The 12,530-nt window shown below is 68.3% G+C and carries 9 protein-coding genes and 1 tRNA gene; 2 read left to right on the forward strand and 8 right to left on the reverse strand.

Going from position 1 to position 12,530, the window contains the following annotated elements:
* Window positions 1–6: 6 nt before the first annotated feature.
* The 7 genes from pknB to H289_RS0106295 all read right to left on the reverse strand — a co-directional run bounded on the left by pknB (window position 7) and on the right by H289_RS0106295 (window position 9,751).
* Window positions 7–1,890 carry a Stk1 family PASTA domain-containing Ser/Thr kinase gene (gene pknB / locus H289_RS0106265; protein WP_020099909.1) on the reverse strand — a complete coding sequence of 628 codons (1,884 nt, stop codon included), beginning with the start codon at window positions 1,888–1,890 and terminating at the stop codon, window positions 7–9.
* Window positions 1,887–3,116, reverse strand: coding sequence for a protein kinase domain-containing protein (locus tag H289_RS29895; RefSeq protein WP_036420160.1), 1,230 nt, complete (start codon window positions 3,114–3,116; stop codon window positions 1,887–1,889). The genes pknB and H289_RS29895 overlap by 4 nt, the downstream gene beginning before the upstream one ends.
* A complete protein-coding gene (gene pbpA / locus H289_RS0106275; RefSeq protein ID WP_020099911.1) occupies window positions 3,113–4,591 on the reverse strand; it encodes a D,D-transpeptidase PbpA in 1,479 nt (492 codons plus the stop codon). The genes H289_RS29895 and pbpA overlap by 4 nt, the downstream gene beginning before the upstream one ends.
* The gene (locus H289_RS0106280) at window positions 4,588–6,063 is read right to left on the reverse strand and encodes an FtsW/RodA/SpoVE family cell cycle protein (protein WP_081633319.1); all 1,476 of its coding nucleotides are present in this window, start codon (window positions 6,061–6,063) and stop codon (window positions 4,588–4,590) included. Before H289_RS0106280 ends, pbpA begins: the two co-directional genes overlap by 4 nt.
* Before the next feature lie 28 nt (window positions 6,064–6,091).
* Complete coding sequence (locus tag H289_RS0106285; RefSeq protein WP_020099913.1) at window positions 6,092–7,642, reverse strand: PP2C family protein-serine/threonine phosphatase; 1,551 nt, start codon at window positions 7,640–7,642, stop codon at window positions 6,092–6,094.
* Window positions 7,639–8,106, reverse strand: coding sequence for an FHA domain-containing protein FhaB/FipA (locus H289_RS0106290; protein WP_020099914.1), 468 nt, complete (start codon window positions 8,104–8,106; stop codon window positions 7,639–7,641). The genes H289_RS0106285 and H289_RS0106290 overlap by 4 nt, the downstream gene beginning before the upstream one ends.
* A 124-nt stretch (window positions 8,107–8,230) precedes the next feature.
* A complete protein-coding gene (locus tag H289_RS0106295; protein ID WP_029104851.1) occupies window positions 8,231–9,751 on the reverse strand; it encodes an FHA domain-containing protein in 1,521 nt (506 codons plus the stop codon).
* Window positions 9,752–10,027: 276 nt separating this feature from the next.
* Here H289_RS0106295 and H289_RS0106300 point away from each other — a divergent pair.
* Window positions 10,028–10,110, forward strand: a tRNA-Leu gene (locus H289_RS0106300).
* A 419-nt stretch (window positions 10,111–10,529) separates the two neighbouring features.
* On the opposite strand, the gene H289_RS32865 is transcribed toward H289_RS0106300, so the two are convergent.
* Complete coding sequence (locus H289_RS32865) at window positions 10,530–10,670, reverse strand: hypothetical protein (protein WP_020099917.1); 141 nt, start codon at window positions 10,668–10,670, stop codon at window positions 10,530–10,532.
* Between H289_RS32865 and H289_RS29900 the strand changes: the two genes are divergently transcribed.
* Window positions 10,648–12,519, forward strand: a complete 1,872-nt coding sequence (locus H289_RS29900; protein WP_155944043.1) for a GIY-YIG nuclease family protein — start codon at window positions 10,648–10,650, stop codon at window positions 12,517–12,519. The two genes, H289_RS32865 and H289_RS29900, sit on opposite strands and share 23 nt — an antisense overlap.
* Window positions 12,520–12,530: the final 11 nt, after the last annotated feature.

Here is a 12,530-nt window from a genome sequence, read left to right on the forward strand (position 1 = left end):
GCGGCTTTACGAGGCGAAGCTCAGCGTGATCGACGCGTTGAAGTTGACGCCACTGCCGGCCGCCGGCATCTGGCTCACCACCGCATTGCTGCGCTGACCGCTGTTCTGCACGTCGGCGCCCTTGATCAGCACGCCGGTCCAGCCCAGGGCGCGCAGATTCGGTTCGGCGTCGGTCCAGAACTGACCGCTCAGGTTCGGCATGACGAACTGGTTGCCCTGCGACACCTTCAGCGTGATCGGCGCGTCCTTGGCCGTCGGCGTGCCCGCCGCCGGGTCGGTGCCGATGATCTCGCCGGCCGGTTTCGGGCTGTCGATCGGGGCCGTCAGGATCGTCGTGAAGCCGACGGTGTTGAGGTTCTTGGTCGCGATGTCGACGGTCTGCCCGTTGACGTCGGGGATCGGGACCAGGCCCGGTCCGGAGCCGACGATGATCGTGATGACGTTGGTGATCGCCGAGGTCTGGTGCGCCGGCGGGTTGGTCGCGATGACCCGGTCCTTCTGCTCCGGCAGCGACTGCGACACCGTCTGCTGGATGTTCCGGAAGCCGGCCGACTGCAGCTTGGCCATGGCGTCGGCGGGCGACAGCTTCGACACGTCCGGGACCTCGCGCTGCTCCGGTCCGGTGGAGATGTTGATGGTGATCTCGTCACCGGCGGCGACGGAGGTGTTGGCCGCCGGTTCGGTGCCGATGACGTGGTCCGGCGCCACCGTCGAGTCCGGCCGCTGTTGCGTACGGGTCTTGAAGCCGCGGTTCTGCAGGTTGGCGACGGCGTCGGCCTGCGCCAGCCCACGGACGTCCGGAATCTGCTGGTCGTGCGGCTTGCCGCCGATCAGGTTGATGGCCACGGTGACGACGACGGTCAGCACCGCCAGGATGGCCGCGGCGATGAGCCAGCGCCCGATCGGCGTCGAGGCGCGGTCCGTCGAGCGGTACGGCTGCGGGTTGACGCTGATCTGCTCCGGCATCATGCTGCGCGGTCCACCGAACCCGCCGGCGCCCATCATCGCGGTGCGCTCGGCGTCGGTGAGCACCTTGGGCGCGTCGGGAGCCTCGCCGGCGTGCACACGGATCAGGTCATTTCGCATGTCCGCGGCGCTCTGATAGCGATTGTCCGGGTTCTTCGCCAGGGCCTTGAGGATGACGGCGTCGAGCCCGGGCGTGATGCCGGAGTGCCGCTGCGACGGCGGCACCGGGTCCTCACGGACATGCTGGTAGGCCACGGCGACCGGGGAATCGCCCACGAAGGGCGGCTCACCGGTGACCAGTTCGTACAGCACGCAGCCCAGCGAGTAGACGTCCGAGCGGGCGTCGACGTTCTGGCCACTGGCCTGCTCGGGTGACAGGTACTGCGCGGTGCCGATGACCGCGGCGGTCTGCGTCATCCGGTTGCTGCTGTCGGCGATGGCACGGGCGATACCGAAGTCCATGACCTTGACCGCATTGGACTTGCTGATCATGATGTTCGCCGGCTTGATGTCCCGGTGCACGATGCCGTGCTGGTGGCTGAAGTTCAGGGCCTGGCAGGCGTCGGCGATGATCTCGATGGCGCGCTGCTGCGGCAGCGGTCCCTCGGTGTGCACGATGTCGCGCAGCGTCACGCCGTCGACGTACTCCATGACGATGTACGGCAGCGGCCCGTTGGGCGTCTCGGCCTCGCCGGTGTCGTAGACGGCGACGATCGCCGGGTGGTTCAGCGCCGCGGCGTTCTGCGCCTCCCGGCGGAACCGCAGGTAGAAGCTGGGGTCCCGAGCCAGGTCGGCGCGCAGCACCTTGACCGCCACATCGCGGTGCAGGCGCAGGTCGCGCCCGAGGTGAACCTCGGACATGCCACCGAAGCCGAGGATGTCCCCCAGCTCGTAGCGGTCGGAGAGGTGCTGGGGCGTGGTCATGAGATGGCCGGTCCTGACAGCTCAGGGAGCGAATACGACTGACCTGTTGGTGCGCCCGGCGTCTTCGTGGTCTCGGTGATGGTGTTGGTGACGGTGGACTGCTGCTGGTTCTTCTGGTCCTGCCGGTCCTGCGCGTTGAGCACGATCAGGATCGCGATGACGATCGCCAGCGCACCGAGGACACCGGCCGCCCACAGCAGTGCGCGCTGGCCGGGTGAGAACGTCCGCCGGGCCGGTGGGGCCGGCCGGTGGCTACCGCTGGCCGGTCGCGGCCGCGGGGTTGCGGGTGCCGGACGGGCCGGCTCGATGGCCGCCCGTGCCTGCGTGCTCGACGGGATCGCCGCCGGGGCCGCGCGTCCGATGGTCGGGGCCTGGTTGGGCCGCGGGGGGCGGCGTCCGGCCCGGACCGCGGCGACGGCGTCGGCGAACGGGCCGCCGCTGCGGTAGCGGTGGATGGCGTCCTTGGCGAGCGCGATCTCGATGAGCTCGCGGACGTTGGGGGGCAGGTCGGCCGGCAGTGGTGGCGGCGCTTCCTTGATGTGCTTCATCGCGACGGTCAGGGCACCGTCGCCGGTGAAGGGCCGTCGTCCGGACACGGACTCGTAGCCGACGACACCGAGCGAGTAGACGTCGCTGGCCGCGGTGGCGTCGTGGCCCAGGGCCTGCTCGGGCGCGATGTACTGCGCCGTGCCCATGACCATGCCGGTCTGGGTGACGGGCGCGGCGTCGACGGCCTTGGCGATACCGAAGTCGGTGAGCTTCACTTGGCCGGTCGGGGTGATCATGATGTTGCCGGGCTTGACGTCGCGGTGCACCAGGCCGGCGCTGTGCGCGACCTGCAGGGCGCGGCCCGTCTGCTCCAGCATGTCCAGCGAGTGCCGCAGTGACAGCCGGCCGGTGCGCTTGATCACCGAGTTCAGCGGCTCACCGTTGACGAGCTCCATCACCAGGTAGGCGGTGCGGCCCGAATCGTCCAGCTCGGTCTCGCCGTAGTCGTAGACGCTGGCGATGCCGGGGTGGTTCAGCATCGCGACCGTGCGCGCCTCGGCGCGGAACCGCTCGACGAATTCGGGGTCGGTCGAATATTCGGCCTTGAGTACCTTGATGGCGACCTGTCGGCCGAGCCTGCTGTCGACGCCTTCCCAGACCTGACCCATGCCGCCAGTGGCGATGAGTCGCTGAAGTCGATAGCGGCCGGAAAGTGTGACTCCGACCCGCGCGCTCATGATCCCTCCCGTAGCGCCGCGGCGATGGTGGCCCGCCCGATGGGTGCGGCCAGCGCACCGCCGGTAGCGGACAAACGGTCTCCACCATTCTCCACTAGGACGGCGACGGCGACCTTCGGGGATTTCGCCGGGGCAAAAGCGATGTACCACGCATGTGGTGGGGTGTGACGTGGATCGGTGCCGTGTTCGGCGGTGCCCGTCTTGGATGCGATCTGCACGCCGGCTATGGCTCCCTTCTGCTGCGTCACCTGCTCGGCGCCGACCATCAGATCCGTAAGTGTAGCCGCGACCTGGGATGAGATGGCCCGCCGCTGTTGGTGCGGTGAGGTAGCCGCGATGTTGGAAAGGTCAGGTCCCTTGAGGTCGTCGACCAGGTACGGGGCCATGCTGACGCCGCCGTTGGCGATGGTCGCGGCAATCATCGCGTTCTGCAGCGGGGTCAGGGCGACGTCCTTCTGGCCGATGCTGGAGATACCCAGGGCCGGGGCGTCCGAGATCGGGCCGACGGTCGACTCCGCGACCTGCAGCGGGATCGACGGCGGCGGGGAGTCCAGGCCGAACTGCCGGGCCATGGTCCGCATCGCGTCGGCCCCGTTGTGCAGGCCGAGTTCGACGAAGGCGGTGTTGCAGGACTTGGCGAACGCCTCACGCAGGGACACCGTCGCGCCCCCGCCACAGGCCGCGCCGCCGTAGTTCTCGAGTGTTGCGGTGCTGTCCGGCAACGTGATTCGCGCCGCGGACGTCAGCTGGGTGTCCGGGGTGGCCCCGGCCTGCAACGCGGCGGCGGTGGTCAGCACCTTGAACGTCGACCCCGGCGGGTAGGTCTCGGAGATCGCCCGGTTCTGCAGCGGTGACTCGGGGTTGTCGCGTAACTCCTGCCAGGCGGCGGACTGCCGGTCGCCTTCGTGCGAGGCGAGCAGATTGGGGTCGTACGACGGGGACGACACCATGGCCAGAATCTTGCCGGTCGACGGATCCAGCGCTACAACCGAGCCCTTGCAGGGGTTGCCGCCGCAGCCCTGCTGCATCGCGTCCCACGCGGCTTGCTGGACGCGCGGCACGATCGTGGTGTCGACGTTGCCGCCGCGGGGGTCGCGACCGGTGAAGAAGTCGGCGATGCGGTTGCCGAACAGCCGCTCGTCGGAGCCGTTGAGGATGCTGTCCTCGGCGCGCTCGAGGCCCGCGCTGGAGTACTGCAGCGAGTAGAAGCCGGTGACCGGCGCGTAGACCAGCGGGTTCGGGTAGATGCGCAGGTAGCGGAACCGGCCGTTGGTCGGCATCGAGTAGGCCAGCAGCTGGCCGCCCGCGGTGATCTGGCCGCGCTGGCGCGAGTACTCGTCGAGCAGCACCCGCTGGTTCCGCGGGTCGGCGCGGAGGCCGTCGGCGGCGAACACCTGGGTGGTGGTGGCGTTGAGCAGCAGCAGCACGACCAGTGCCATCACCAGTCCGGAGACGCGACGGAGCGAGGTGTTCATTGCTTCTCGATCACCTCGGTGTTGGCCGCCGCGATCGGCGCTTGGTTCGGGCCCCGGGTGGACAGCGGGCGGCGCGCGACGTGCGAGACCCGCAGCAGCAGGGCCAGCAGGACGTAATTGGACAGCAGGGACGAGCCGCCGTAGGACATCCACGGCGTCGTCAGGCCGGTCTGTGGGATGAGCTTGGTGACGCCGCCGACGACGATGAACAGCTGCAGCGCCAGCGCGGCGGACAGGCCCGCGGCGAGCAGCTTGCCGAAGCTGTCGCGCACGGCGATGGCGGTCCGCAGCCCCCGGATGATGACGATCGTGTAGAGCATGAGCACCGCGGCCAGGCCGACGAGCCCGAGCTCCTCACCCACCGCGGCGATGATGAAGTCGGTCGAGGCGTCGGGCACCGTGCCGGGCTGCCCGTTACCCAGGCCGGTGCCGAAGATGCCGCCCGTGGCGAAGCTGAACAGCGACTGCACCATCTGGTATCCGGCGCCGTCGGGGTCGGCGAACGGGTCCAGCCAGTTCTGCACGCGCACCCGCACATGGTCGAAAAGCTGGTATGCCACAAGGCTTCCCACGCTGAACAGGCTCAGCCCGATGATCACCCAGCTGAGCTTCTCGGTGGCGACGTACAGCAGCACCAGGAACGTCGCGTAGAGCAGCAGCGAGGCCCCGAGGTCCTTCTCGAACACCATGACGCCGATCGAGCCGATCCAGGCCACCAGGAGCGGCGCCAGGTCACGTGGCCGTGGCAGGTCCATCCCGAACACGTGCTTGCCGGCACTGGTGAACAGGCTGCGCTTGGTGACGAGCACGCTGGCGAAGAAGATCAGCAGCAGGATCTTGGAGAACTCGGCGGGCTGAATCGAGAAGCCCGGCAAGCGGATCCAGATCTTGGCGCCGTACTGCTCGGCCACCGAATCGGGCAGCACCGCGGGAATGGCCAGCAGCACCAGACCCGCCAGGCCGCAGATGTAGCCGTAGCGGGCCAGCATCCGGTGGTCGTGCACGAACATCAGCACGGCGGTGAACACCAGGATGCCCAGCAGCGTCCACAGCATCTGCTGGTTGGCGTTGCCGCCCGGCAGGATGCCGGCGGGCCGGGTGTGCGCCGAGAGGTCCAGCCGGTAGATCAGCACCAGGCCCAGGCCGTTGAGCAGCGCGACGACGGGCAGCAGCAGCGGGTCGGCATACGGCGCGTACCGTCGCACCGCCAGGTGGGCGCCACCGAACAGCACGACGAAGCCGACGGTGAACTGCACGAGGTCCATCTGCAGGCCGCGCTCCTGATTGGCCTCGACGATGAGCAGAGCCACCGTCGTGATCACGGCGGCGAATCCCAGCAGCACCAACTCGGAATTACGCCGATTGGGCAGTGGAGGGGCGACCGCGACCGGGGACTGCGGCTGGGTGTCTTCCCGTCGCTGCGCCCGTCCCGGGGTGTCTTCCCGCCCCTTCTCTTGCCCCGGCGTGGTCATGCCAGGGCTCCCGCTCGCTCTCGGGCCGTCATGACGCGTTCCGGCAGTTTGTGCCCGGCTCCTGAGGTGGCGGAGGGAGTGCCGTGGCCGTCGGGGACGGAGCCGCGGGTGAGGTCGGGGCAGGCGCGGGGCTGGAAGGGTTGGGAGCCGGCGCCGGGCTGGGCGCTGGTGCGGGTGCCGGGGTGGGGGCGGCCGTCGTCGACGCCGGGGCCTCGGGGCCGGGTGCGGGGCCGCGCGGCGGCTGCGGCACCACCGACAGTGACGGCGCTGGTGCGGGGTTCGGGGCGGGAGCCGGCGGGGTGGCGACGGGCGGCGCACACAGTGGCAGCAGCGAGGCGCGGCTGAGTTCCTTGAGCTGACGGATCGCGTCGTCGACGGTGCCGGTCGGCAGGCCGGCGGTGACCTGGGCGCGGCCGGACTCGCGCAGGTCGGCGACCTTCATGGGCTGGCAGCCCGGATGGGTGTCGTCGACGCCGATGATCGTCATGTCGGAGTGGCTGTCCAGACACGCCAGCAGGTAGGGCTCCTGCAGCGGCAGCCCGAGCAGGGAACCCGGCACGCCGCGCATGATGTACACCGAGCCGTTGTAGCCGGAGACGTAGTAGTTGCTCCGGATCAGGTAGCGCCCGATGGCCAGTCCGCTGACGAGCAGCAGGATCAGCACGATCGCGCCGATGATCAGATTGCGCCGGGTGTGCTTCTTGCGCTGCGGCGGATCAAGTTGTGCCGCAGGCTTTTTCGCAGCCGCGGCCACGCGTTTGGGGTTGAAGGCGGAGGCGCGTCCGGCGGCGGTGTTGGGCGGCAGGGTGTCGTCGTCCTGACCCGACACCGCGCCCGCCAGGATGGGTGCGGTCTGGCCGTACTCGTAGTCGACGACGTCGGCCACCACGACCGTGACGTTGTCGGGGCCGCCGCCGCGCAGGGCCAGCTCGATGAGCCGGTCGGCGCAGTCCACGACGTCCGGGATCTGCATGGCGGTCTGGATGGTCTCGTGGCTGACCGGGTCGGACAGGCCGTCCGAGCACAGCAGGTAGCGGTCACCGGCGCGGACCTCGCGCATCGTAAGCGTCGGTTCGACCTCGTGACCGGTCAGCGCCTTCATGATCAGCGAGCGCTGCGGATGACTGTGGGCCTCTTCGGCCGTGATGCGGCCGTCGTCGACCAGGGTCTGGACGAAGGTGTCGTCCTTGGTGATCTGGGTCAGCTCGCCATCGCGCATCAGGTAGCCGCGGGAGTCGCCGATGTGCACCATGCCCAGCCGCGTCCCGGCGAACAGGATCGCGCTCAGGGTGGTGCCCATGCCTTCGAGTTCGGGATCGGCCTCGACGTGCGCCGCGATGGCGGCGTTGCCGTCATGGACGGCGTCGTTCAGCTTGGCCAGCAGGTCGCCGCCGGGTTCGTCGTCGTCGAGGTGGGCCAGCGCCGCGATGACGAGCTGCGAGGCGACCTCACCCGCGGCGTGGCCGCCCATGCCGTCCGCCAAGGCGAGGAGGCGGGCCCCCGCGTAGACGGAGTCCTCATTGTTGGCGCGGACCAGGCCGCGGTCGCTGCGCGCGGCATATCGGAGTACGAGTGTCACGGGCGCAGCTCAATTACCGTCTTGCCGATTCGAACCGGCGTTCCCATTGGAACCCTTACCGCCGTCGTCACTTTCGCCCTGTCCAGGTATGTACCGTTGGTCGATCCTAGGTCTTCGACGTACCACTCGGAGCCTCTCGGCGACAGCCGGGCGTGCCGTGTCGAGGCGTAGTCGTCGGTGAGCACCAGGGTGGAGTCGTCGGCCCGGCCGATCAGAACGGGCTGGCTGGTCAGGGTGATCCGGGTGCCCACGAGGGCACCTTCGGTCACCACCAACTGGCGCGCGTACCGGCGTCGGTCCCGGTTGGGCAGCAGGGTGCCACGGAACGCCAGACCGCGCCGCACCATGACGGCTCCGGTGGGTGCGTAGATGTCGGTGCGCAGGACACGCAGAACCGACCAGATGAAAAGCCAGAGCAACAGAAGGAAACCGACCCGCGTCAGCTGCAGAACTAACCCCTGCATCCGACGTCCTCTCCGTTGCCGCATCGAGGCTGGGCCCGGTGCCCGGTAGCCGTCGGCATCGTCACGATACTTTGGCGGTCACCGGCCGGTGTGAACATCATCCGGCCGGTGACGGAAACCGAGCTCAGTGAACGCGGACCACGATCTCGGAGTGACCCACCCGGATGACGTCGCCGTCGGCCAGCTGCCACTCCTGCACCGGGGCGTTGTTGACGGTGGTGCCGTTGGTCGAGTTCAGATCCGAGAGCAGCGCGGTGTGGCCGTCCCAGCGGATCTCGAGGTGCCGGCGGGAAACGCCGGTGTCGGGCAGACGGAACTGCGCGTCCTGGCCGCGGCCGATGACGTTCGCGCCTTCGCGCAGCTGGTAGGTGCGGCCGCTGCCGTCGTCGAGCTGGAGAGTGACGTTCGCCCCGGCGGCACCGTAGCCACCGCCGTAGCCGGCCGGCTGACCGTAGTCGGGCTCGGCGTAGCCGGCGCCTGCGCCGCCGCCGTAGCCCTGGTCGCCGTAGCCGGCCTGGGCCGGAGCCTGACCGTAACCCTGATCAGCGGGGGCGTGACCGTAGCCCTGGTCGGCCGGCGGCTGGCCGTAGGACGGCTGCTGCGGCTGGCCGTAGTTCTGCTCGCCATAGCCACCCTGGCCGTAACCACCTTGCGGGGGCTGGCCGTAACCGCCCTGCTGGCCGCCGTAACCCTGGTCGGGCTGTCCGTAGCCGCCCTGCGGGGGCTGGCCGTAACCGCCCTGCTGGCCGCCGTAACCCTGGTCGGGCTGTCCGTAGCCGCCCTGCGGGGGCTGGCCGTAGCCACCCTGCTGGCCGCCGTAACCCTGGTCGGGCTGCTGGCCGTAGCTCTGCTGGCCGTAGCCCTGCTCAGGCTGGCCGTAACCATGCTGAGGACCGACAGGCGGCGGTCCGGGAGGACCACCCTGCGGGCCGCCGAAGCCGCCCTGGCCGTATCCGGACGGACCCGCGCCGTAACCGGCCTGTTCCGGCTGGCCGTAGCCACCCTGCTGGCCGTAACCGGGACCACCCTGCGGAGCGCCGTAACCGCCCTGCTGTCCATAACCCTGCGGCGGCTGGCCGTAGCCCTGGTTCGGGTCCTGCGGGTACTGCTGACCGCGCTGCTCCTCGGGCTGCCGTCCGTAGTCGTACTCGTCGCCTGGCTGGCCCTGTCCCTGGCCGGGACGGTGGGTCGGGTTGTCAGTCATCGTTGGTACTCCTGGTTCTGCGGTGTGCACGCGGTCGCTGGGTGCCGGCCGCGGTGGCCCGGCGGTTGAGTCGGGGTTGACCGCGCCGTGGACGCGGAATTGGCCGGTATGAAGGCCAGGTGACGGCTCAAACCTGACGACCACCTCACCATACGTTTGCCATCGCCGCTCATGGACGAATCCCTCAAGGTGTTTGGCAAAAGCACTGGGTGTGAGGTCAGGATCGGCGTTCACCTTCTCGAAATCGGTGTAACTGAGCGTAATGACGTAATCGTTCGGTGCCAAAATACGGCCGCCACCGACATCGCGGGCACCGGATTCGGCTTCCCGCTGGAGGGCGGCCTCGACTTCCGGGGGTGCGATCGACCCCCCGAAGACGCGGGCAAAAGCGTCTCCGACCGTGGTCTCGAGCTTGCGCTCGATCCGGTCGACCAGACCCATGTCCCCCTGCCTCGCTTCGTCTCGGTGGTCCTGTTGTGATGTGCGCGATACCCGCGGACAGCACTGTTACGCATGGTATCGGCCTGACCTTGTAATACGTGACCAACAGAATCGTGAGAATTCGAAACCCGCTGGTCAGGGCGTGATGATCCGGCACGCAGAACGTCCGGCCGCGTCATTTCGCGGTGTCGGCGGGTGCTGATGCGGGGAATCCCGTGGTCAGGCGCGGATTTGGAGCCGGGGGTAGGGGTGGTGATACTCTCTCCCAGTTGTTTGGGGCGAGTGGCGGAATGGCAGACGCGCTGGCTTCAGGTGCCAGTGTCCTTCGGGACGTGGGGGTTCAAGTCCCCCTTCGCCCACTCAACAAAAGCCGCGAATCCGGTTCGGATTCGCGGCTTTTGCTTTTGGTCGGGCGTGACTGTGAGGGCTGTGCGGGCGAAGCGGGTCAATTCTCTGCACAGCGCTCACACTCGAGGGCCGTTGGGTCAGCCCGAAGCCGCCGATACCGGGGTGCAGGGACCCTAGGCAACTGTGGGTAAAGCCAACAAGGCCTCGAATCTAAAACGGTGGCAGGAAATAGAAGAAACAGAACACCGACCGTTACCGATCACCCGGCGCTAAGTGCCTCGTTCTAGAGAAACGAGGAGGATCATTACCCGTCGCGGTTTCGCATGGCCGTTGGCAGAACGCACCCCAATGTTTGCTGTGTGCTAGATCACTGGTGGATGACGTTCGGTCTCCGGGCGGGTTCCCGACTACACCTTCCATAACGTGTCCGTCAGTGCTGCCGGATATCAAAGTTGGCGTATTCAGGGGGAATCGTCGTGGGGGACTTCTTGCCGGGTGACCGGCCGTGGCGGCGTATCGCTCGGTGGTGGCCGGTGGTGGTGGCCTTGGTGGCCACGATCGCGCTGGCCATCAGCGGACAATACTGGTTTGCCAGTTCTGGCCGGTCAGGGTCCGTAAGCGGGGGTGCTGCATCACCTGCTCAGCAGTTCGCTGACGCGGCAATGGCGGCGTTCAGCGGGTCGACCACTATCGCGGTCCCGAATCCGGCGTGGACACCCGCGCAGCAGGCGGCCGGCTTGCCTGCCGATCCGGTGGCCGGTCTGACCTCGGCCACACCGGCCGGTCCGGTGCAGCAGGTCTTGCCCGCCGGTTTGGGTGCGGCTCAACACACCAGCAGCGGATCGGTGGTTTACCCCGATCGTGGTGCGGGCTTTGATTTCCTGGCCGAGAACACCGGCACCGGGACCCGGACAGTGGCCCGCATCAACAGTCCTACGGGGGTGCGGATGGTCACCACCTTCGTGCGCACCCCCGCCGACACGGTGATGCTGGCCCACACCAACGGATATCTGACGATCAATCGGGCCACCCCGGCCGCGGAAACCGTCGGGATGTTCGCTCCGGCCGAAACCCGTGATGCTGCAGGGAAACTCGTCCCCTCGTCGTATGTGGCGCGGCAGCTGCGCCCGGGTTTGTATCAGCTTTCCGAGGTGTTTGATCCGCGCCCGGACACTCAGTGGCCGGTGTATGTGGATCCGCCGCTGCACGTCGGCGGCCCGGGCGGCGGACCGCTGCCGGCGGGATTGTTCGATTCGATCACCAGCACCGTCTCTAGCGCAGCCAACGCCGTCAGCAGCGCGATGTCCAGCGCGGCCTCGGCGACGGTGTCCGGGGCGAAAGCCGTCGGAACGTTTGTGAAGAACAACCCCATGGAAACGGCGATCATCGTGGCCGGGGCCGCGGTTGCGGTCACGGGTGTGGGCGGGCCCGCCGGCGCCGCCGCGATCGCTGCTGCCGTGGCCAATGTGAGTGCCGCCGGGCTGCAGATCGCCTCAGAAGCCATGCCGGACAACCGAACCCTCGGGGTGATGTCGACGGTGGCCAACGCGGCGACCATGTTCACGCCCAGCGGTGCGGCCAAGAAGATCGCCGAAGAAGGCGCCGAACTGGTCGCCAAACAAGCGCTCACGCACACCGACGACGTCATCGACGCCGCCAAGGTTGTGCCCAACCCAGGACAGGTCCGCGAGGAGATCGCCGCCGCTGGCGCGGCAGGGAAACCGCCGCTGCCCGGTGTGGACACACCCAAAGCGCCGCACGCGCCTCCGGCGGTCACGGCACCGGAGCCACCCGCCGGGTCGCCGGGGGCATTCGCTCCACGTGGGGCCGACGAGCCGAAGGGCGGCGTGTACGTCATCCATGACGAGAATATGAATCCGGTCTATGTCGGCAAAACGAACAACCTAGACACCCGGCTCTACACCCACGCCGGGTCGGGCCGGGGCGCCAAGCTAGAGCCGGGTGATCACATCCAGGTTTACCGCACCGACGACCCCGATCTGCGTTCGGGCATAGAACAGCACCTCATGCGGCAGCACGACACGCTGAACAAGGGCCGACCCCAAGATAATCCGTTGGGCCGCAACCGGATGAACGGCATCGGCCCTGATCGCGCCGGAGGTCAGGAGATGCGGGCGCGCGGGCAACAGCATGTCGATGGTTTGGCCCGCCAGCCAGAGATCACCCGGCTGCCGGATCGGGTACAGCGCCGACTTGACGGACAGGCCCGCTCACAGCAGGCCGCCGACATGGCACGGTCGGAGGCAGTGAACAATGCCTGCCAGTCCGGGCGGTCCCGGGATACGGATCGAGGTGAGAGCCACGGCGACGCAGGCCATTCGTCGAAGAACGGCGGGAACCGCTCATCGAAAAAGGCGAAGCCAAAACGTAAGAGCAAGCAACATCACTCCCACGGGTGAAACCATGGCTG

Source organism: Mycobacterium sp. 360MFTsu5.1, from assembly GCF_000383495.1.
In the GTDB taxonomy this organism is placed as follows: domain Bacteria; phylum Actinomycetota; class Actinomycetes; order Mycobacteriales; family Mycobacteriaceae; genus Mycobacterium; species Mycobacterium mucogenicum_B.